This window comes from Pseudomonas oryzihabitans NBRC 102199, assembly GCF_000730625.1.
GTDB lineage: Bacteria > Pseudomonadota > Gammaproteobacteria > Pseudomonadales > Pseudomonadaceae > Chryseomonas > Chryseomonas oryzihabitans.
On sequence record NZ_BBIT01000028.1, the window covers coordinates 1 to 21259 of the forward strand.

The 21259-nt window shown below is 67.3% G+C and carries 20 protein-coding genes; 14 read left to right on the forward strand and 6 right to left on the reverse strand.

Features of this window, described 5'->3' with window-relative positions; genetic code table 11:
• Nucleotides 1-93: 93 nt before the first annotated feature.
• Entirely contained in the window at nucleotides 94-879 is a 786-nt protein-coding gene (tcdA, locus tag POR01S_RS22705) for a tRNA cyclic N6-threonylcarbamoyladenosine(37) synthase TcdA (RefSeq protein ID WP_007163033.1), read from the reverse strand.
• An 84-nt stretch (nucleotides 880-963) separates the two neighbouring features.
• On the opposite strand from tcdA, the gene dapE reads away from it, so the two are divergent.
• Genes dapE through POR01S_RS22720 form a run of 3 tightly spaced genes read left to right on the forward strand, consistent with a single transcriptional unit; the run spans nucleotide 964 to nucleotide 3304 of the window.
• The gene (gene dapE / locus POR01S_RS22710) at nucleotides 964-2106 is read left to right on the forward strand and encodes a succinyl-diaminopimelate desuccinylase (protein WP_007163034.1); all 1143 of its coding nucleotides are present in this window, start codon (nucleotides 964-966) and stop codon (nucleotides 2104-2106) included.
• Entirely contained in the window at nucleotides 2103-2915 is an 813-nt protein-coding gene (locus POR01S_RS22715; protein WP_042138516.1) for a putative RNA methyltransferase, read from the forward strand. The genes dapE and POR01S_RS22715 overlap by 4 nt, the downstream gene beginning before the upstream one ends.
• 5 nt (nucleotides 2916-2920) lie before the next feature.
• Entirely contained in the window at nucleotides 2921-3304 is a 384-nt protein-coding gene (locus tag POR01S_RS22720; RefSeq protein WP_007163036.1) for a hypothetical protein, read from the forward strand.
• 41 nt (nucleotides 3305-3345) lie between these two features.
• On the opposite strand, the gene POR01S_RS22725 is transcribed toward POR01S_RS22720, so the two are convergent.
• Complete coding sequence (locus POR01S_RS22725; RefSeq protein ID WP_027597241.1) at nucleotides 3346-3558, reverse strand: cold-shock protein; 213 nt, start codon at nucleotides 3556-3558, stop codon at nucleotides 3346-3348.
• Nucleotides 3559-3929: 371 nt separating this feature from the next.
• Between POR01S_RS22725 and plsB the strand changes: the two genes are divergently transcribed.
• The 4 genes from plsB to POR01S_RS22745 all read left to right on the forward strand — a co-directional run bounded on the left by plsB (nucleotide 3930) and on the right by POR01S_RS22745 (nucleotide 8813).
• A complete protein-coding gene (gene plsB, locus POR01S_RS22730) occupies nucleotides 3930-6440 on the forward strand; it encodes a glycerol-3-phosphate 1-O-acyltransferase PlsB (protein ID WP_042138519.1) in 2511 nt (836 codons plus the stop codon).
• Nucleotides 6441-6488: 48 nt separating this feature from the next.
• A complete protein-coding gene (locus tag POR01S_RS22735; RefSeq protein ID WP_027602445.1) occupies nucleotides 6489-6971 on the forward strand; it encodes a YbaY family lipoprotein in 483 nt (160 codons plus the stop codon).
• Between the two features lie 71 nt (nucleotides 6972-7042).
• Nucleotides 7043-7768, forward strand: a complete 726-nt coding sequence (locus tag POR01S_RS22740; RefSeq protein WP_052382694.1) for an AraC family transcriptional regulator — start codon at nucleotides 7043-7045, stop codon at nucleotides 7766-7768.
• A 103-nt stretch (nucleotides 7769-7871) separates the two neighbouring features.
• The gene (locus tag POR01S_RS22745) at nucleotides 7872-8813 is read left to right on the forward strand and encodes a DMT family transporter (protein WP_042138522.1); all 942 of its coding nucleotides are present in this window, start codon (nucleotides 7872-7874) and stop codon (nucleotides 8811-8813) included.
• A 25-nt stretch (nucleotides 8814-8838) separates the two neighbouring features.
• Here POR01S_RS22745 and ung read toward each other — a convergent pair whose 3' ends face one another.
• The 4 genes from ung to POR01S_RS22765 all read right to left on the reverse strand — a co-directional run bounded on the left by ung (nucleotide 8839) and on the right by POR01S_RS22765 (nucleotide 11611).
• Nucleotides 8839-9534: a uracil-DNA glycosylase gene (gene ung / locus POR01S_RS22750; RefSeq protein ID WP_143008558.1), complete on the reverse strand. Its 696-nt coding sequence runs from the start codon at nucleotides 9532-9534 to the stop codon at nucleotides 8839-8841.
• A 64-nt stretch (nucleotides 9535-9598) separates the two neighbouring features.
• The gene (locus POR01S_RS22755) at nucleotides 9599-9898 is read right to left on the reverse strand and encodes a hypothetical protein (protein WP_007163043.1); all 300 of its coding nucleotides are present in this window, start codon (nucleotides 9896-9898) and stop codon (nucleotides 9599-9601) included.
• A gap of 85 nt (nucleotides 9899-9983) precedes the next feature.
• On the reverse strand, nucleotides 9984-10436 hold the full coding sequence (locus POR01S_RS22760; RefSeq protein WP_007163044.1) for an NUDIX hydrolase: 453 nt from the start codon (nucleotides 10434-10436) through the stop codon (nucleotides 9984-9986).
• Nucleotides 10437-10489: 53 nt separating this feature from the next.
• Entirely contained in the window at nucleotides 10490-11611 is a 1122-nt protein-coding gene (locus POR01S_RS22765) for a glycerophosphodiester phosphodiesterase (protein WP_037007184.1), read from the reverse strand.
• A gap of 143 nt (nucleotides 11612-11754) precedes the next feature.
• Here POR01S_RS22765 and POR01S_RS22770 point away from each other — a divergent pair, with 143 nt between their 5' ends.
• The 7 genes from POR01S_RS22770 to POR01S_RS22800 all read left to right on the forward strand — a co-directional run bounded on the left by POR01S_RS22770 (nucleotide 11755) and on the right by POR01S_RS22800 (nucleotide 21250).
• On the forward strand, nucleotides 11755-11970 hold the full coding sequence (locus POR01S_RS22770) for a cysteine-rich CWC family protein (RefSeq protein WP_042138526.1): 216 nt from the start codon (nucleotides 11755-11757) through the stop codon (nucleotides 11968-11970).
• The gene (locus tag POR01S_RS22775; RefSeq protein WP_007163047.1) at nucleotides 11970-12674 is read left to right on the forward strand and encodes a pseudouridine synthase; all 705 of its coding nucleotides are present in this window, start codon (nucleotides 11970-11972) and stop codon (nucleotides 12672-12674) included. The genes POR01S_RS22770 and POR01S_RS22775 overlap by 1 nt, the downstream gene beginning before the upstream one ends.
• Before the next feature lie 59 nt (nucleotides 12675-12733).
• On the forward strand, nucleotides 12734-13705 hold the full coding sequence (locus POR01S_RS22780) for an aldo/keto reductase (RefSeq protein WP_027597250.1): 972 nt from the start codon (nucleotides 12734-12736) through the stop codon (nucleotides 13703-13705).
• Between the two features lie 55 nt (nucleotides 13706-13760).
• Entirely contained in the window at nucleotides 13761-14687 is a 927-nt protein-coding gene (rlmF, locus tag POR01S_RS22785; protein ID WP_042138529.1) for a 23S rRNA (adenine(1618)-N(6))-methyltransferase RlmF, read from the forward strand.
• A 480-nt stretch (nucleotides 14688-15167) separates the two neighbouring features.
• Entirely contained in the window at nucleotides 15168-16805 is a 1638-nt protein-coding gene (gene mqo, locus POR01S_RS22790) for a malate dehydrogenase (quinone) (RefSeq protein WP_007163050.1), read from the forward strand.
• A 269-nt stretch (nucleotides 16806-17074) separates the two neighbouring features.
• On the forward strand, nucleotides 17075-19714 hold the full coding sequence (locus POR01S_RS22795) for an MGH1-like glycoside hydrolase domain-containing protein (protein WP_042138531.1): 2640 nt from the start codon (nucleotides 17075-17077) through the stop codon (nucleotides 19712-19714).
• A 120-nt stretch (nucleotides 19715-19834) separates the two neighbouring features.
• A complete protein-coding gene (locus POR01S_RS22800) occupies nucleotides 19835-21250 on the forward strand; it encodes a GGDEF domain-containing protein (RefSeq protein ID WP_042138532.1) in 1416 nt (471 codons plus the stop codon).
• Nucleotides 21251-21259: the final 9 nt, after the last annotated feature.

A 21259-nucleotide genomic window follows, 5' to 3' on the forward strand; every position in this document is an offset into this window, starting at 1 on the left:
CTACGCGCTTGCGGGCGCCTTCACGCCCGACATGGCCGGCTCGATCAGGGCACCGTTGGGCTTCGCTGCGCTCAACCCAACCGACGAAAAGCGCTATTTCTTCGGCTTCTGGATCAGCTTGTCCACGGCGCGGGCGGCGGCGACCATGCCGAAGGTGGCGGTCACCATCATCACCGCGCCGAAGCCGCCGGCGCAGTCCAGGCGGACGCCTTCGCCGACGAAACTCTTCTGCTGGCAGACGCTGCCGTCCGGCTTGGGATAGCGCAGTTGCTCGGTGGAAAAGACGCAGGGCACGCTGTAGTGGCGACTGGGATTGCGCGAGAAGCCGTAGTCGCGGCGCAGCAGCGAGCGGACCCGCGAGGCCAGGGGATCGTTGTAGGTGCGATTGAGGTCGACCACCTGGATCTGGGTGGGGTCGATCTGGCCGCCGGCGCCGCCGGTGGTGACGATGGCGATCTTGCGCCTCTTGCACCAGGCGATCAGCGCCGCCTTGGAGGCCACGCTGTCGATGCAGTCCAGCACCAGGTCGAGCTCTTCAGTGATGTAGTCGGCCATGGTCTCGCGGGTGACGAAGTCCGCCACCGCCTTGACCTGGCAGGCCGGATTGATGGCCTGGATGCGTTCGGCCATCACCGTGACCTTGGGCCGCCCCACCTGGCCTTCCAGCGCATGCACCTGGCGATTGGTGTTGCTGACGCAGACGTCGTCCAGATCGAACAGGCTTATGCGGCCGACGCCGCTGCGGGCCAGGGCCTCGGCGGCCCAGGAGCCCACCCCGCCGATGCCGACCACGGCGACATGACTGGCGGCCAGGCGCTCGACGGCCTCCTGCCCATAGAGCCGGGCGATCCCGCCGAAGCGTTGTTCATCGAACGTCATGAAGGCTTTCCACAAAAGCCACAGTATAGGTTTTCCTTTACCATACCGCTCCCCCTGAACCCTAGCCGCCTCCCGGGACCCGCCATGACCACCGCCCTCACCCCCACCCTGGAACTCGCCTGCGACCTCATCGGCCGGGCCTCGGTCACGCCGCTGGACGAAGGCTGCCAGGCCCTGATGATGCAGCGCCTGGAGCGCCTGGGCTTCGCCCTCGAACCCCTGCGCATCGAAGAGGTGGACAACTTCTGGGCGCGGCGTGGCGGCGCGGGTCCGGTGCTGTGCTTCGCCGGGCACACCGACGTGGTGCCCACCGGCCCCCTGGAGGCCTGGCAGCAGGCCCCCTTCAATGCCCACGTGGATGCCGACGGCATGCTTCGCGGTCGCGGCGCCGCCGACATGAAGGGCAGCCTGGCGAGCATGATCATCGCCGTGGAGCGCTTCGTCGCCGACCACCCGGACCATCGCGGCGCCATCGCCTTCCTCATCACCAGTGACGAGGAAGGCCCCGCCCTGCACGGCACCCGTGCCGTGGTCGAGCGCCTCCGCGAGCGCGGCGAACGACTGGACTGGTGCATCGTCGGCGAACCCTCCAGCACCCGGCTGCTGGGCGACGTGGTCAAGAACGGGCGTCGCGGCTCGCTCAACGGTCGCCTGACCGTGCGCGGCAAGCAGGGCCATGTGGCCTATCCGCACCTGGCGCGCAACCCCATTCATCTGGCCGCCCAGGCGCTGGCGGATCTGGCCGCCGAACAGTGGGACGCCGGCAACGCCTTCTTCCCGCCCACCAGCTTCCAGATCTCCAATGTCAACTCCGGCACCGGCGCCGGCAACGTGGTGCCGGGCGAGTTGCAGGCGCTGTTCAACTTCCGCTTCTCCACCGAATCCACCGTGGAGGGCCTGCAGGCCCGGGTCGAGGCCATCCTCGATCGCCACGGCCTGGACTGGCACATCGACTGGTCGCTGTCCGGCCTGCCCTTCCTCACCGAGCCGGGCGACCTGCTCGACGCCGTCTCGGCCAGCGTGGAAGCCGTCACCGGCTACCGCCCCGAAGCCTCCACCAGCGGCGGCACCTCGGACGGTCGCTTCATCGCCACCCTGGGCGCCCAGGTGGTTGAACTGGGTCCGGTCAACGCCACCATCCACCAGGTGGACGAGCACGTGCTGGCCAGCGACCTGGATCTACTGACCGAGGTGTACTACGGCACCCTGGTGCGGTTGCTTGCATGAAGCTGATCTGTCCGCTCTGCCAAGCCCCGCTGGCCGAACTCGAGGGTGGCGTCGGGTGCGCCGCCGGTCATAGATTCGACCGTGCCCGCCAGGGCTATCTGAACCTCCTGCCGGTGCAGCACAAGAAGAGTCTGGACCCGGGCGACAACGCCGCCATGGTCGAGGCCCGCCGACGCTTTCTCGATGCCGGTCACTATGCGCCCCTGGCCGAGCGCCTGGCGCACCTGGCCGCCGAACGCGCGCCCCAGCGCTGGATCGACGTGGGCTGCGGCGAAGGCTTCTATACCGCGCGCCTGGCCCAGGCGCTGCCCGCGGCCGACGGCTATGCCCTGGACATCTCCCGCGAGGCGGTGCGCCGCGCCTGCCGGCGTACCCCGGCCCTGACCTGGCTGGTGGCGAGCATGGCGCGCCTGCCGCTGCCGGACGCCAGTTGCCAGCTGCTGGCCAGTGTCTTCAGCCCCATCGACTGGGCCGAAGCCCAGCGCGTGCTGGCACCCGGCGGCGGCATCCTGCGCCTGGGTCCGGCCAGCGCCCACCTGCTGGAGCTGCGCCAGCGGCTCTATGACGAGGTGCGCGACTATGCCGAAGACAAGCACCTGCAGGATCTGCCGGAGGGCCTGGAACTGGCCCACAGTGAGGGGCTCGAATTCGTGCTGCCGCTGGCCGAACGCCAGACCCGTGAAGACCTGCTGGCCATGACCCCCCACGGTTGGCGCGTCAACGCCGAACGCCGGGAGCGGGTCCTCGCCGAGCCCTTCGAGGTGCGGGTGGCAGTACGTTACGATTGGATCGTCAAATCCGGAGCCTAAGCCCCATGCGCCAGCCCGATATCGAAATCTATCTCAAGGACGTCGACCAGGACGCCGTCTCGGCCTGGCTCGAACAGGTGTTCGCCATGCCCTGCGCCTGGCAGGCGCGTGGGCAGACCTTCAAGTGCACCCTGCGCTATGGCGGCGAGTCCATTCCGGTCACCTGGCTGCCGAAGGCGGTGGGCAAATGGCACAGCCTGCTGCTGGAAAGCGATGTATCGCCCTGGGTGGACGATCTGGCCTGTGCCCGCGATGCCCATGCGGCCCTGCAGGTGCAGGTGCGCTGCGCGCCAAGTGGCTGGAGCGAGGAAGAAGAGGAAGAAGCCGCCGATCGCTGGCTGAAGGTGACGGAGGCGGGCGTCGAAGAGATCGTCTGGCGCACCGAGTGAACTGAAGGTGCGAGGAGCCTTGCGCTCCTCGCACAGCGGGCCTAGACCCGGGCCACGTCTTCGGCTTGCAGGCCCTTCTGGCCCTCGACCACCGAGAACTCCACCTGCTGGCCTTCGGTCAGGGAGCGGTGGCCCTCACCACGGATGGCGCGGTAGTGAACGAACACGTCGGCACCGCCCTCGCGTTGAATGAATCCATATCCCTTGGCGTCATTGAACCACTTGACGGTCCCGGTTTCGCGTTGCTCACCCATCACATCTCTCCGAAGCTTTCTGGATTTCCTATCCCCGCTCGCCACAGCCTGGGCGACCGGGTTGCCTTTTGGTATCGGTACGGATCGCGCATCGGATCGGTCGCCAGGCTGGCAGCCCGGGTCCGACCACTGGCAACAACTTGCCGACACCTTATGAAGCATGGCTTTCCCGGCAAAAGCAACGTTCTTTACGCAAAGTGCCATCACGGCTGGAAGCCGCGCCAGCGCCGGGTTTTCGACGATTTAAGCGGCATTTTTTCGACAGCGGGGACAAGGCGCCGACTGCCGGGTCGAAGTCAGAACAACACGGGCGGTTTTACGCCCGCCAGGCCATCCGGCACACTGCCGCCCCGTCATTCCGGTAGCCCTCCATGACCCGTTCGCCGCTGCGCCTTCTGGCCTTCTCGCTGCTCAAGCGCCTGCTCTATCTCTGGGTTCGCTCCGAGACCACCCAGGCGGCCAGTCTGCTCAGCCGCATCGATCCCGCCAAGCCGGTGCTCTATGTCCTCCCCGAAGCCTCGCTGAGCGATCTGGCGGTGCTCGACCGGGAGTGCCGCAAGGCCGGGCTGCCGCGACCACTGCGCCCGCTGGTGCTGGGCAGCAAGACCGAGCCACTGGCCTACTTCAACGCCACCGGCAAGGCCAACTGGCGCGGGCGCCCGGCGCGGCGCTCGGTGCCCCCTACCCTGCGCCGGGTGGTCACCGCGGTAACCGAGCAGCAGCTGGCGGACGTCCAGCTGGTGCCGGTCAGCGTCTTCTGGGGTCAGTCGCCGGATCGCGAGACCAGTCCCTGGAAACTGCTCTGGGCGGACAACTGGGTGGTGACCGGCCGGCTGCGCAAGCTGGCGCGCATCCTGGTGCTGGGCCGGCTGACCCGGGTGCAATTCTCCAAGCCACTGTCCCTGGGCGAATTGGCCAGCCAGCGCCCCGATCCGCAACGCCTGGAGCGTCTGGTGATGCGCCGGCTGCGCATCCACTTCCGCAACGTGCGCCAGGCGGTGATCGGTCCGGACCTGTCGCACCGGCGCACCCTGCTGCGCGGCCTGCTGCGGGCACCCCAGGTGCGGGCGACCATCGCCCACGAGATCGCCCAGCGCAAGGCCACTCCCGGGCGCATCGAAGACGAGGCGGCGCACTATGCGCGGGAGATCGCCTCGGACTTCTCCTATCCGGTGGTGCGCTGCCTGGACGTCGGTCTGCGCTGGTTCTGGAACAGCATCTACGATGGCGTCACGGTCAGCCACATCGAGCGGATCCAGGAGATGGCGCCCGGTCATACCGTGGTCTACGTCCCCTGCCACCGCAGCCACATCGACTACCTGCTGCTCTCCTACCTGCTGTTCCAGAACGGCCTGACCCCGCCGCACATCGCCGCCGGCATCAACCTGGACATGCCGGTGGTAGGCAACATCCTGAGACGCGGCGGCGCCTTCTTCATGAGGCGCAGCTTCAAGGGCAACGCCCTCTATGCCGCGGTGTTCAACGAGTATCTGCACAGCCTGTTCAGCCGCGGCTTCTCCACCGAGTACTTCGTCGAGGGCGGTCGCTCGCGGACCGGCCGCACCCTGCAGCCACGCACCGGCATGCTGGCCATGACCCTGCGCAGCTTTCTGCGCGACTCCCGGCGGCCCATCGTCTTCGTGCCGGTGTACATCGGCTACGAAAAGGTCTTCGAGGGTCGCACCTACCTTGGCGAACTGCGCGGCGCGGCCAAGAAGAAGGAATCCATCTTCGACCTGGTCAAGGTCTTCGGCGCCCTGCGCCAGCGCTTCGGCCGGGTCTGGGTCAACTTCGGCGAGCCCATCCCGCTGCAGAGCTTTCTCGATGCCCGCCGTCCAGGCTGGCGTGACGAACCCCTGGGCGAAGACCTGAAGCCCGCCTGGTTCAATTCGGTCACCCACGAACTGGGCGAGCGGGTGGTGCGCCGCATCAATGCCGCGGCGGCCGTCACCCCGGTCAACCTGGTGGCCCTGGCGCTGCTCTCGACCCATCGCCAGGCCCTCGACGAAGGCGCCCTGGTGCGTGCCATAGACCTCTATCTGGATCTGCTGAAACGGGTCCCCTACTCCACCAGCGTCACCCTGCCCGAGGGCGACGGCCAGGCGATCATCGAAGAGGTGCGCGCCCTCGGCTTCCTCTCCGAGCAGCAGGACGCCCTGGGGCGCATCCTCTACCTGGACGAGCAGAACGCGGTCCTGATGACCTACTACCGCAACAACGTCCTGCACCTCTTCGCCATCCCGGCGCTGATCGCCAGTTTCTTCCAGAACACCGGGCGCATGACCCGCGAGCTGATCCATAGATTCGCCCTGGCGCTCTATCCCTATCTGCAGGCCGAACTGTTCATCCACTGGGAGCGCGAGGAGCTGCCGCTGGTGCTGGACGGCTGGCTGGAGGCTATGGTGGAGCGCGGTCTGCTGCGCATCGAGGACGACGTCTTCGTGCGCGCGGCGCCGAGCTCGCGGCAATTCGTCCGCCTCACCCTGCTGGCGCGGGCCATCCTGCAGACCCTACAGCGCTACTACATGACCACCGCGCTGATCCTCAACCACGGGCAGAACAGCCTGACCGCGCCGCAGCTGGAAGAACTCTGCACGGTGATGGCCCAGCGGCTGTCGGTGCTGCATGGCCTCAATGCACCGGAATTCTTCGACAAGTCGCTGTTCCGCCATTTCATCCAGACGCTGCTGGCCGAAGGGGTGTTGCGCAAGGCCGACGACGGCACCCTGGGCCACCATGAACTGCTCGGTGAACTGGCCGAGGGTGCGGGCAAGCGGGTGCTGCCGGCGGAGATTCGCTTGTCGATCCGCCAGGTGGCCCTGGATCGGCCCGAGGCCCCGGACCTGCCGGAAGCCGAATCCCCTGTGCCCGCCGGCAACTAAGCCAGCATCCATGGGTCACAGCAGTCGATTTCAGTCCAGGATCTACCCATGAAAAGAATCGCCACCCTGCTCGCCACCTCGCTGCTGCTCAGCGCCTGTAGCGGGCTGCGCCCCGGCCCCGCGACGCCACCGCCGCCAGCCGGCCAGCCGCTGCCGCCCACCGAGCAGCCGCAGACCACCACCCCTGGCGTGCCGGCCCAGCCGAGCATGACCAGCCTCAGCGGCCAGGCCACCTTTACCGCCAACGAGCCGGTACCGCCCACCGCCAAGCTCACCGTCAGCCTCTACAGCGCCAGCGCCGGCGATACCCCTGCCGGTCGTCTGGCCCAGCGCACCCTGTTCGTCAAGCAACCCGGCCAGGTGCCCTTCCGCCTCGACTACGCCCCGGCCAAGGTCAAGAGCGGCGAGCGCTATCTGCTCAGCGGCCGCATCCTGCTCGGCGGTCGTCCGCTGTACCTGACCCAGGAGCCGGTGACCGTGGATCTGAACAGCGGTGGCGAGGTGGAATTGCCGCTGCAGCCGGTGCGCTGAACTCCAAGAGACTCGGCGGGGCATGCTAGGATCAAGGCTCTCGACCTCCCGCTTCTCCACCGAGGTGCGCCTTGACTCCTCGCCTCGCCATCAAGCGCTATCAGGGCGACCACCAGCCCCATGCCCATGCCTTCGCGCAGCTGGTGCTGCCCATCCAGGGCGGCATGGAGCTGGAACTCGCCGGGCGTAGCGGGACGCGGCTGCATACCGGGCTCGCGGCCCTGGTGGCGCCCGACTGCGGTCATGCCCAGCAATCGGAGCCAGGCAGCCGCTTTCTGGTGATCGATTGCGCCGCCGACTGGTTGCCTGCCCCCATTCTGGATCGCGCGCTGCGGCAGCCGGGGCTGGCGATCCAGCCCGCGACGCGGCAGCTGATCACCTTCGCCGAGCTGACTTCGCCTGATACCCTCGATCAACACGCGCCCGAACTCACCCGCCTGCTGCTCGCCTCGCTCGACGCCACTGCCGCCGGCTCGGCCTTCGACCGTTTGCTGGCCGAGGTGGAGGCCCAGCCCGCGGGTGACTGGAACAATGCGGCCATGGCCCGCCTGGCGGGTCTGGGGCTGACGCGGTTGCACCTGCTGTTCCACCAGCGTTTCGGCCAGACGCCCCAGGCCTGGCTGACCGATCTACGCCTGCGCCAGGCGCAGCGCTGGCTGGGCGACAGCCGCCTACCGATTGCCGACATCGCCCTGCGCGTCGGCTTTTCCGATCAGGCCGCCCTGACCCGCGCCATGACCCGCCGCCAGGGCATCAGCCCGGCCGCCTGGCGGCGCGGCCAGCGACTGCCCGGGTAATGCAGTCCAGCTAAGCAGTCCAGGTAAAAAGCCGCGCAGTCTCGCGCAAGACCGGCTTCCCTCGCCGTCGCCACACTGGTGGCGAATGGGTGGAGACGGTGCTATGCAGGAACGAGAACTATCGGCAGTGGGTATCGGCTATGGGCTGGCGGCAGGCCTGTGCTGGGGCGTGATCTTTCTGGCGCCGGCGCTGGTCCCCGACCTGAGCGGCGCCCAGTTCGCCGTGCTGCGCTTTCTCTGCTACGGCCTGGTGTCTCTCGGGCTGCTGCTGCCCTGCTGGCGCCGACTGCGCTCGCAACTGAGCTGGGCCGACGGCAGACGCCTGTTCTGGCTCAGCCTGATCGGCAACCTGGGCTACTACACCCTGGTCGGCGTGGGCGTGAAGCAGGCCGGCATCGCGGCGACCACCCTGATCGTCGGCCTGATCCCGCTGCTGGTGGCCCTGGCCGGGCAGCGCGACGCGGGCGCCGTGAGTTTCGGGCGCCTCTGGCCGTCGCTCTGCTGCGCGCTGCTCGGCGTGGCCCTGATCAGCTACGAGACGCTGACCACCACCGCCGTCGGCGAGCAGCCCGCCCTGGGCCTGCTGTGCGCCTGTGGCGCCCTGCTGGCCTGGAGCTGGTTCGCGGTGGTCAACACGCGCTTCCTGGCCAGGACGCCGATCGGCGCCCACGATTGGGGCCTGCTGCTGGGCGGGATGACCGGCGCCCAGGCCCTGCTGGCCGCGCCCTGGTTGCTCGGCGAGGCGCTGGCGTGGCGAGCACCGGCGGACTGGCTGCAGCCGCTGCTGGTGGCTGCCGGCGTGGCATTGCTCGCCTCGGTGATCGGTGGCGCCTGCTGGAACCAGGCCAGCCGCCGGCTACCCCTGACCCTGAGTGGCCAGGCCATCGTCATCGAGACCCTGGCCTCGCTGACCTATGGCTTTCTCTGGAACGGGCGCTGGCCGACTCGCCTGGAAGCCCTGGCGATCCTCCTGCTCCTGCTCGGGACGAGCTGGTGCCTGCAGTGCCACCGGCGCCCGGCCCGGACGGTAGCGGCGGCGACCTGACCCTGAGAATCCGGCTGCGCCCCTCCTACGCCAGCGGCGGCAAGGCCCAGTCGATGGGGGTGAGCCCGGCGTTGCGCAGGAATTCGTTGGTGCGACCGAAGTGGCCGTTGCCGATGAAGCCGCGGTGGGCCGACAGCGGCGAGGGATGCGCCGACTTGAGGATCAGGTGCTTCTGGGGATCGATGAGCGTCTGCTTGCTCTGGGCATGGCTGCCCCAGAGCAGGAACACCAGATTCTCGCGCTCGGCGCTGACCACCTCGATGACGCGATCGGTGAATCGCTGCCAGCCGGCCTTCGCATGGGAGCCGGCGTTGGCCTGCTCCACGGTCAGCGAGGTGTTGAGCAGCAGCACGCCCTGCTCCGCCCAGTGCTGCAGATAGCCGTGGTTGGGAATGGGCAGGTTCAGGTCGCGCTTGAGTTCCTTGAAGATGTTCTGCAGCGACGGTGGCGCCGGCACCCCGGGTTGCACCGAGAAGCTCAGGCCATGGGCCTGGCCCGGACCGTGGTAGGGATCCTGACCGAGAATGACCACCCTGACCTGATCCAGAGGGGTGGTATTAAGAGCATTGAAGATCAGCGGACCGGGTGGATAGATGACCTTGCCCGCCGCCTTCTCGCGCCTCAAGAACTCGCTCAGCTGACGCATGTAGGGCTGCTCGAATTCGTCGCGCAGCGCGGCTTTCCATTGGGGGTCGAGCTTGATGCGATCGTCGTCCACGATTCGAGGCTTCCTGGTCAAGACAAGGGCAGCACCCTAGAAAAGCCGGCTGCCCCTGTCAAACCCGCTACCAGCGCGGACCGTAGCGCGGGCCCCAGCCGGGCGGACCATAACCAGGACGCGGCCCCCAGCCCGGCGGTCCCCAACCGGGACCCGGCCCCCAGTGGGGCGGTGGTGGCGGGGCCGGTCGATAGTAGTAGCCGTAGCCATAGGGCCGCACGATGACCGCAGGCGGCGGATAGGCTGGCGTGCCGTAAAAGACCGCCGCGGGGGGTGCCGGACGGCTGTAATAGCGCGGGGACGTGTCGTAGACGGTGCAGCCGGTGAAGGTCAGGGCACAGAGCGACGCCAAGAGGAAATGGCGCATGGGGGAGATCTCCAGAACGGCCCGGATGGGCCTGGAGAAAGCTTAAGCTGCGCCCGCCGCTCGCGCTCGATTATCGCGCGTTCATTCAGCCGGGATTAAGAGACGCCGGTCCGCTTTCCTTCCGCTCGCCCAGGTAGTCCCGCAGCCGCGCCTGCAGATGGGGCACGCCCTGGGGATGGGCGAGAAAGTCGACGATACTCATCAGCTGCCAGTGCTGGCCTTCGTCACCGAAGCGGATGGCGGCGATCTCGGCGGGATGCAACTGCCCGGCGAACAGCCAGCTGGGCAGATAGCCCGGCTGACGCGGTGGATAGCAACGTCCCCAGGTCAGCCGCGCCTCGTCCAGCACCAGGCCGAATTCCTCTTCCAGCTCGCGCAGGGCGCAGCGCTCTGGTGTTTCGTCGTCTTCGCGCCCGCCGCCGGGCAGGTCCCAGAGAGCCGGCCAGGGGATGTCGGGCTTGTCATCGCGCTGATAGACCAGGATCTGCTCGGCGCAGAGCAGCGCCAGCTTGGCGCCGTTGAAGGCATGGCGGGACATGCGGAGGCCTCCGGTGGCGACGGGGGAGACCGCCAGGCCTCCCCCGTCTGGACTCAGTAACCCAGCTGCTTGAGCAGGGCCGCGGGTGCCTGCTTGGCCGGACGTTCATAGAACTTCAGCAATTCGGCGGCGCGATTGCTGAAGAAGCCATCCACCCCACGCGGCGCGAGACGGGCGTAGTCCACCGCCGAGTCCACCGTGTAGGCATGCACCAGCAGACCCCGCTCGTGGGCGACGTCGTTCATCCAGGGCTTCACCAGGTCCGCATAGCTCTGGTCGCCGCCCTCCTCAAGGGCCGCCGAGGGACCGATGCCGATGGCGCCATGGGCCTTGGCCCACTCGATCCAGGCGGTGAAATCGCCCTCGGAGCGCACCTGCTGCTTGGCGTAGTAGGCCGCCTTGCTGGCCTCGCCCGATTCGGCGTAGGTGGGCCCGGGCTTGGCCGGGATGTAGTCGTCACCCAGCCACAGCAGCAGGATCTTCGGCGTGTTGGGCATCTCCTTCTGCAGGAGCTCCAGGCTGCCTTTCTCGAAGGTCTGCAGGATCACCCGCCCGGGCATGGCGGCGACGCCGGTGGCGCCGGCCTTGGGCTTACCGAGCCAACCGCGCTGGGTCAGCTTGGCCTTGAGGTCGCGCTCGATGCCGGGAAACAGCTTGGGCTGCTTGGTTTCGATGTAGAGACCCGGCTTGTTGCGACCGCCTTCGGCGATGTCGATGACCTCGTCCAGGGTGAGGATCCTGAGTCCGGCGAACTTTGGCCGGGCACGGTCGGGATGGGCCTGATTGAACCAGCTGCCGGCGTCCAGCGACTTGAGTTCGGCCAGGGTGAACTGGCTGACCGGCGCCTTGGCGCGCTCGGGGAAACGCTTGGCGACGTCGGTGGTGCGCTCCAGGGTATCGTCGTGCAGGGCGATGAGCTGGCCGTCCTTGGTGCGCTGCAGGTCGAGTTCCAGGTAATCGGCACCCAGCTCCCGCGCCACCAGGTAGGCCGGGGCGGTGGATTCGGGGGCGTCGAAGGAGGCGCCGCGATGGGCGATCACCGCCGGCCAGGGAATGCCGGCCTGCCGGGCCAGGGTCTGGCCGACATCGGCTTCGGTGGCCAGCGCCAGCTGGCTGACCAGCAGGGTGCCGGGAATGAGGGTACGGATCAGGGTGCGCAGAGCAGTTATTGTCATGGGTTCCTCGGGTGGTCCGACGATCGGAGCTAGGATGCAGCTTGCACCCCGGATGCGACAGTACGCAGACCCCCAGCGTAGCGGACGTTATCCAGGTCGCAATTTCCGGTACTCTGCCGCCCGCTTCGCCCGACGAGATCACCATGGCTGCATCGCTTACCCCCTTCGATCCCACCCGCTGCCCGCTGTGCGGCCAGGCCAACAGCTGCGCCCTGGCGGCCGGTGGCGAGCTCCGCGACTGCTGGTGCCTGCAGACGCCGATGGATCCCGCCGCCCTGGAACGCCTGCCCGCGGAAGAGCGTGATCGACGCTGCCTCTGCCCGGCCTGCGCGGCCGGCGTCGCCGACGAGCCTTGCTGATGCGCCTGGACCGCTGGCTGGGCAACCGACCCGAGCTGGGCCGCCAACTCGCCCGGCGCCTGCTCGCGGAAGGTCGGGTAAGGGTCAACGGCGCCACCACCCTGCAGGCCGCCCAGGAGGTGTTCGCCTTCGATCGCATCGAGGCCGACGAGCGCCTGCTGCAGGACGGTCCCGGCGGCCGCTACCTGATGCTGCACAAGCCGCGCGGCTGCGTGAGCGCCACCGTCGACGCGCGCCATGCCACGGTGCTGGACTGTCTCGCGCCGGACCAGCGTGCCGATCTGCACCTGGCCGGACGGCTGGACTTCAACACCACCGGCCTGCTGCTGCTCACCAACGACGGCCAGTGGTCGCGCGGCCTGAGTCATCCGCGCCACAAGCAGACCAAGCGCTACCGGGTCACCACCGCCGAGGTCATCCCCCAGCACCTGGTCGCGGCCTTTGCCGAGGGCCTCTACTTCGCCTACGAAGACCTCACCACCCAACCGGCGCGGCTGGAGCTGCTGGACGAGCACAACGCCTACCTGACCCTGGTCGAAGGTCGCTATCACCAGGTCAAGCGCATGTTCGGTCGCTTCGGCATCGAGGTCATCGCCCTGCACCGCGATCGCATCGGCAGCTTGGTACTGGATCCGGCACTGGCCGAGGGCGACTGTCGTCCACTCACGCCCGCAGAGGTGGCGCTGCTACGTCCGGCGGATTAGGGGAACAGGAGCGGCGGGGCACCGGTCGGGATGCAGACACGTCACCCTGGAGACCTCTCATGCGTATCGATATCCCCTCCCTCGGCTTTGGCGGTGCCCCGCTGGGCAACATGTTCCGCGAGGTAGGCGACGCCGAGGCCCGGGCGACCCTCGAAGCCGCCTGGGACGCGGGCATCCGCCTCTATGACACCTCGCCCCACTATGGCGCCGGGCTGTCGGAGCGACGTTTCGCCGAGGTGCTGGCCGACAAGCCGCGCGACGATTTCGTCCTCTGCAGCAAGGTCGGCCGCCTGCTGGAACCGGCCGATCAGCCGGAAAACGCGCCGCCGTTCGTCAACGAACTGCCCTTCAAGCGGGTGCTCGACTATTCCGCCGACGGCGCCCGCCGCTCCATCGAGGCCAGCCTGGAACGCCTCAAGACCGATCGCCTCGACCTGGTGTGGATCCACGACCTGTCCGAGGACCAGCACGGCCCGGCCTGGCGCGACTACTTCGCCCAGGCCATGCAGGGTGCGGCCAAGGCCCTTACCGAGATGCGCGAAGAGGGCCTGATCATGGGCTGGGGCCTGGGCGTCAACCTGGTGGAGCCCTGCCGCCTGGCACTGGAGCAGAGCGATCCCGACGCCTTCCTGCTGGCCGGTCGCTATTCCCTGCTGGACCACCGCGAAGCCCTGGACACCCTCTTTCCCGAATGCGAACGCCGCGGCGTGGGCATCGTGGTGGGTGGGCCCTACAACTCCGGTCTGCTGGCGGGCGGCAAGCACTACAACTATGCCGAAGCCGAGCCGGCACTGCGCCGCAAGGTCGAGTTGATCGAGGGCGTCTGCCAGGATCACGGGGTGGACATCCGCGCCGCGGCCCTGCAGTTCTGCCTGGCCCATCCCACGGTGGCCGCTACCATTCCCGGCAGCAGCACCCCGGAGCGGGCCCGACAGAACGCCGAGCTGCTGCGGGCGCCCATCCCCGCCGCCTTCTGGCGCAACCTGCGCGAGATCGGCGTGCTGCCGGAGGACGCCCCGACACCCGCGTGAGTGAAAAGGGCGGCTGTGCTAGGCTCGCCGCCCCTTTTCCACCCTGCCTGCCCTCATGACCTCGCCCCGCCGCCCCCTGCCTGGCCGCCCCGCGCCCCTGCATCCCCGCAATCGCCACCAGGGCAGCTACGACTTTCCCGCCCTGATGCGCGCGAACTCAGCGCTCAGGCCCTTCGTGGCACCGACGCCGCGGGGCAATCTGTCCATCGATTTCACCGACCCCCAGGCGGTCCGGGCGCTCAACCGGGCCCTGCTGGCGTTGCATCACGGCGTGCGCGACTGGGACATTCCCGCCGATTTTCTCTGCCCACCGATTCCCGGTCGGGCGGATTACCTGCACCACCTGGCCGACCTGCTGGCCGAGGGCAATGGCGGCCGGATTCCCCGGGGCGCGACGACGCGATTGCTGGACGTGGGTACGGGCGCCAATGGCGTCTATCCGCTGATCGGCTTCAAGGAGTATGGCTGGCACTTCGTTGGCAGCGACATCGCCCCGGCGGCGCTGGATGCCTTCGGACGCACCCTGGCGGCCAATCCGGATTGCGCCACCGCCATTGAGTTGCGTCTGCAGCCAGAGCCTCAGGCGATCTTTGCCGGCATCCTGCAACCCGGCGAGCGCTATGCCGCCACCCTGTGCAATCCGCCCTTCCACGCCAGCCCCGACGATGCCGTCCGCGGCAGCCAGCGCAAGTGGAAGAATCTGGGCAAGACCACCGGCAAGCAGGTACCCCTGCTCAATTTCGGCGGCCAGGCGGCCGAACTTTGGTGTCCCGGCGGCGAGGCGGCCTTCATCGACCGGATGATCCGCGAGAGCCGTGCCTGCGCACGCCAAGTCGGCTGGTTCACCTGCCTGGTATCCAAGGCCAGCAACCTGCCGCCGTTGCAGGCGGCGTTGCGCCGTGAGCAGGCCGGCGAGGTCCGCGTCGTCGCCATGGCCCAGGGCCAGAAGCAGAGCCGCTTTCTTGCCTGGCGCTTCGCCTGACCGATCTCCCCGCACTTGAACAACGACCCTTCGGCGGCTTTCTGACCGGTTTCGTCGGTGCTGCCGGCTGCCTGCGCGGCCGCGCCTGGAGCCGCTCCGGTGCGCTCGACGACCCACCTGGCGGGACTTTGACCGGGGTCACACGAGATTAGACCAAAGGCTAATAGGCAAAGCCAATGAATTGCAGGCTAGGCAGCCCTACCCCTTCCCATTAAAATGTCCGGCAACAAAAACGCCACGCGCATGCAGCCGCGCCCGAGACCTCGTCTCCGGCCAGCCGCTGCCAAGGCCGTGCATCGCGTTTTTGCTCCGACTCCTCCGGTGACTCATGAGAGAGGGGCGGTGGAGGGACAAGAACCTGCCCTTGCGTGTTTCCGGCTGCATTCTGCCTCGCCCACTGCACATCCACCCATGTGCCATGGTGCCGCACCGCACCGAAACTCGATAAGCAGACCCAGCTTCTATCGAACGAGAGACCACATGCTGAAGAAAATGACTGGCGCGCTGCTCGGCGTCGCCATCGCCTCCGCCCTGGGCACCGCACAGGCCGAAGACACCAAGAAGGTCGACGTCCTGCTGATCGGCGGCGGCATCATGAGCTCCACCCTGGGCATCTGGCTGAACGAGCTGGAGCCGAACTGGACCATGGAAATGGTCGAGCGCCTGGACAAGGTCGCCGACGAGAGCTCCAACGGCTGGAACAACGCCGGTACCGGCCACTCCGCCCTGGCCGAGCTGAACTACACCCCGGAAGACAAGGACGGCAAGGTCACCATTTCCAAGGCCATCGAGATCAACGAAGCCTTCCAGATCTCCCGTCAATTCTGGTCCTGGCAGGTCAAGAACGGCGTCCTCAAGGATCCGAAGAGCTTCATCAACAGCACCCCGCACATGAGCTTCGTCTGGGGTGACGAGAACATCGCCTTCCTGAAGAAGCGCTACGAGGCGCTCAAGGCCAGCCCGCTGTTCTCCGGCATGCAGTACTCCGAGGATCCCGCGCAGATCAAGCAGTGGGTTCCGCTGATGATGGAAGGCCGCGATCCCAAGCAGAAGATCGCCGCCACCTGGAGTCCGCTGGGCACCGACGTCAACTTCGGCGAGATCACCCGCCAGTTCGCCGCCAACCTGCAGTCCAAGCCGAACTTCAAGCTGAATCTGTCCAGCGAAGTCGAGAACATCACCCGCAATGCCGATGGCAGCTGGCGCGTGGAGTACAAGAACCTCAAGGACGGCAAGAAGACCGAGACCGACGCCAAGTTCGTCTTCATCGGTGCCGGCGGCGGTGCCCTGCACCTGCTGCAGAAGTCGGGCATCCCCGAAGCCAACGACTACGCCGGCTTCCCGGTGGGCGGCTCCTTCCTGGTCACCGACAATCCCGAGATCGCCCAGCAGCACCTGGCCAAGGCCTACGGCAAGGCTTCGGTGGGCGCACCGCCGATGTCGGTTCCGCACCTGGACACCCGCATGCTCGATGGCAAGCGCGTGATCCTGTTCGGGCCCTTCGCCACCTTCTCCACCAAGTTCCTCAAGCAGGGTTCCTACCTGGACCTGCTGACCAGCACCAACACCCACAACGCCTGGCCGATGGTCCGCGTGGGCGTGGCCGAGTACCCGCTGGTGGAATACCTCGCCGGTCAGCTGATGCTGTCGGATGACGACCGCATGGCCGCCCTGCGCGAGTACTTCCCCAACGCCAAGAAGGAAGACTGGCGCCTGTGGCAGGCCGGTCAGCGCGTGCAGATCATCAAGCGCGACGCCGACAAGGGTGGCGTGCTGAAGCTGGGCACCGAGATCGTCGCCGCCAAGGACGGCAGCATCGCCGGCCTGCTGGGCGCCTCCCCGGGTGCCTCGACCGCCGCCCCCATCATGCTGAGCGTGCTGGAGAAGGTGTTCAAGGACAAGGTCGCGACCCCGGAGTGGCAAGCCAAGCTGCACCAGATCGTGCCCAGCTACGGCACCAAGCTGAACAGCGACCCCGCGCGCGTGCAGCAGGAGTGGAACTACACCGCCGAAGTCCTGCAACTGGCCACCCCGCCGGTCGCCACCGGCACCGAGAACGCCAAGGCCACCGCCAGCGCTCCACGTGTCGAAAAGGCCGCCAACGACATGGCACTGTAAGTCGCTGCCAGGCCCGCTGCGTACGCAGCGGGCTCACCGCGAAGACCAAAGGCCCCACCCGGATCCGGCGTGGGGCTTTTTTTCGCCCGCGTCCGGCCCGGGCTAGAGCCCTTGCCGCGGCCGGAGCCCTGTGACGAAAACCGCAACGGCGTGAATTTTTTCCCGCCAGACAGGCACTAAAACTGCAGCGATACGCCGAGGCCGCTCTTTGCACGCCACAATGGTGATCTATCCTCGAGCCTTAACCGTTACCTGAATCTGGAGACACGATGACGGCACATCCCGCCCCGGGCATCCTGCATACCCGAGAAGGCCAGCGCCTGGCTGATACCGACGCCGCCGCCTGGCGACAGTGGGGACCCTACCTGAGCGAGCGCCAGTGGGCCACGGTCCGTGAAGACTACAGCGCCGACGGCGACGCCTGGCGCTACTTTCCCCACGACCATGCGCGCAGCCGCGCCTATCGCTGGGGCGAAGACGGCCTGGCCGGTTTCTGCGACAAGGCCCAGCAATGGTGCCTGGGCATCGCCCTCTGGAACGAGCGCGACCCCTTCCTCAAGGAACGGCTGTTCGGCCTGACCAACGCCGAGGGCAACCATGGCGAGGACGTCAAGGAGCTGTACTTCTACCTGGACGGGGTGCCGAGCCACGCCTACCAGAAGATGCTCTACAAGTACCCCCACGCCGCCTTTCCCTATGCCCAGCTCACCGAGGAAAACGCCCGGCGCGGGCTGAACGATCGCGAATTCGAGATCCTCGACACCGGTGTCTTCGCCGAGGATCGCTATTTTGACGTCACCGTCGAATACGCCAAGCACACCCCCGACGACATCCTCATGCGGGTCACCGTGGAAAATCGCGGGACCGAGCGCGCCAGCCTGCGGGTGCTGCCGCAGATCTGGTCACGCAACACCTGGGCCTGGACCGGCACCCCGCCGCGCTCCATGCTCAGCCTGGAAGGCGACCAGGTCCGCGCCAGCTATTTCGACCGGCCCGACCTGGTGGTCAGCGCCTGGGGCCCACGCGAGGCCGAGTGGCTGTTCTGCAACAACGAAACCAACCTGCCCCGCCTGACCGGTGAAGCTGCCGAGGGCCCCTTCAAGGACGGCATCAACGACTACGTGGTGCGCGGCGCCCGCGAGGCGATCCGCCGCGACTTCGGCAGCAAGGCGGCCGCCCATTTCGCCGTGGAACTGGAGGGTGGCGCCAAGACCGTGGTCTACCTGCGCCTGGCGCCCACCAATGCGCTGTCGGTGGATGCCGATGCGATCTTTGCCGAGCGTATCGCCGAGGCCGACGCCTTCTATGCCGCCCTGCAGGAAAAGATCGCCGATCCCGATGCCCGCCTGGTGCAGCGCCAGGCCCTGGCCGGCCTGCTCTGGTCCAAGCAGCTCTACTATTTCGAGGTCAATCGCTGGCTCGATGGCGATCCGGCCCAGCCGACGCCGCCGGCGCAGCGCCAGCGCATCCGCAACGGCCACTGGCGCCACCTGCTCAATTTCGACATCGTCTCCATGCCGGACAAATGGGAGTACCCCTGGTACGCCTCCTGGGACCTGGCCTTCCAGGCGGTCGCCTATGCCCTGATCGATCCCGGCTTCGCCAAGCAGCAGTTGCTGCTGCTGGTGAAGGACAGATTCATGCACCCCAATGGCCAGCTGCCGGCCTACGAGTGGAATTTCGAGGACGCCAATCCGCCGGTGCATGCCTGGGCCACCTGGCACGTCTACCTGCAGGAAAAGTCCCTGACCGGGGTGGGCGACCGGGTCTTTCTCGAGCGTGTCTTCCACAAGCTCCTGCTGAATTTCTCCTGGTGGATCAACCGCAAGGACACCGAGGGTCGCAACATCTTCCAGGGCGGCTTCCTCGGCCTGGACAACATCGCCCTCTTCGATCGCTCGGCACCGCTGCCGGAGGGCTATCACCTGGACCAGGCCGACGGCACCGCCTGGATGGCCGCCTATGCCCTGGACCTGATGCGCATCGCCCTGGAGCTGGCCAAGGAAAATCCGGTGTACGTCGATCTGGGGGTCAAGTTCTTCGAGCACTTCCTGCACATCGCCGGCGCCATCAACCACAGCGATGATCGCGAAGACGGCCTCTGGGACGAACAGGATGAATTCTTCTATGACGTCCTGCACAAGGCGGATGGCAGCGCCGAGCCGCTGCGCCTGAGGTCCATCGTCGGCCTCATCCCGCTGTTCGCGGTGCAGGTCCTGGAACAGCGCGAGCACGAGGGCCTCCCCGGCCTCGGCGGACGGCTGCGCGGCTTCCTGCGCCAGCGTCCGGATCTCGCCCGGCTGGTCTCGCGCTGGACCGAGCCCGGCCAGGGCAACAGATTCCTGCTCTCGCTGCTGCGCGGCCATCGCACCAAGCTGCTGCTCAAGCGCATGCTGGATGACAAAGAATTCCTTTCCGAATACGGCATCCGCTCGCTGTCCAAGGCCCACGAACAGCAACCCTTCGAGATGCGCCAGGCCGACGGCAACCTGCTCAGCGCCCGCTACCAGCCGGCGGAATCGGATTCGCGCCTGTACGGCGGCAATTCCAACTGGCGTGGACCGCTGTGGATGCCGATCAACTACATGCTCATCGAGTCGCTGCACGAATTCCACCGCTACTACGCCGACAGCTTCTCGGTGGAATACCCCAGCGGTTCGGGCTACCTGGCCAATCTGGAAGAGGTCGCCGACGGCCTCAGCCAGCGCCTGACCCGGCTGTTCCTCAAGGACGCCGATGGCAAGCGCCCGAGCATGGTCGACTATCCGCAATTGCAGAACGATCCACGCAGTCGCGACCTGGTGCTGTTCCACGAGTATTTCCACGGCGAAAACGGCCGCGGACTCGGGGCTTCCCACCAGACCGGCTGGAGCGCCCTGGTGGCACTGCTGCTGCAACCCCGGCGCTAGCCGAGCACGCCGTGGTGCCGGTACCGACCGGCACCACGGCGGACTGTGGCAAGGCTGCAGTTTTCCTCGGCCACCCCGGGTACTATGCTCTAGCCAGACATCCCGCCTTCGCGAGCCCGCATGACTGCCCCCGATGACGCCCAGCGTCTCCACGCCCTGAGCGAGTTGCAGATTCTCGATAGCGGCGTCGAAGCCGCCTACCAGGACATCGTCGTCCTGGCCTGCCAGCTGACCCGGGCGCCGGTGGCCTTCATCACCCTCGCCGATCGACACCGTCTCTGGTTCAAGGCCTGTCAGGGCCTGACGCTAGCCGAGGTGCCGGTCGACGCCTCCCTCTGCCACCTGGCGATCCGTACCCCGCGTGAGCCCTTCCTGGTGGAAGACCTGCAAGGCGACCCACGCGTCGCCCATCTCCGGTCCGCTCCCGGGCTGGAAGGGATGCGTGCCTACCTGGGCATCCCCCTGCTCGACCGGCACGGGGTCGCCCTGGGCACCCTCTGCGTGATGGACGACCGGGTTCGGCGTTTCGAGACGGCTCAGGTCGACAACCTGCAACGGCTGGCCAGACAGGTCATCATCCTGCTGCAACAGCGCGAGACCCTGCGCCAGCTGGAAGAGCTGGACATCAACTTTTCCGCCTTCATGAACAACGGGCCCTTCATCGCCTACATCAAGGACCGCGACTGGCGCTACCGCTATGTCAACGAGCCGTTCCTGCAGCAGCTGGAATTGACCCGCGACGAGGTCATCGGCCAGGACGACTTCACCATCTGGCCAGAGGCGGCGCCCCGTTTTCGCCAGGTCGACGAGCAGGTGATGAACGAACTCAAGCCGAGCCGACTCGTCGAGCGCATGACCGCCCTCGATGGCCGCCGCCTCTTCTGGCAGTCCTACAAGTTTCCCCTGGTCACCCGCCAGGGCATCGCCCTGGCGGGCCTGTCGGTGGACGTCACCGAGCACATCGAGCAACAGCACATGCTGGAGGCCTCGCAGCGCCAGTTGCTGGGCATGATGCAGGCCGCCGAGCAGCGCAGCGTCACTGATGCCCTGACCGGCCTGTTCAATCGACGCGCCTTCGACCTGCGCCTGGCGGAGCACCTGCTGCGCGCCGAGGAGCAGCGCACGCCGCTGTCCATGCTGTTGATCGACGTGGATCACTTCAAGGCCTACAACGACGCCTATGGTCACCAGGCGGGTGATAGCGCCTTGCAGGCCGTCGGCCAGCTGCTGCTGCAGAGCTGTCGCGACAACGACGCCTGCTTCCGCTACGGCGGCGAGGAATTCGCCATCCTGCTGCCAGGTGCCGATCTCACCGCGGCCCACCTGGTGGCCGAGCGCTGCCGCGCCGCCGTCGCCAACCACGCCTGGTCACGACGTCCCATCACCCTGAGCGTCGGCCTGGCCACCCACAGGGCCGGGATGGATGCCTACACCCTCACCGAAGGCGCCGACCGGGCGCTCTATGCAGCCAAGGGCGCCGGCCGCAACCGCATCGCCGCGGAACCCGGACCCGAAGCCCCTGCCAATCCGGAATGACGCCCAAAA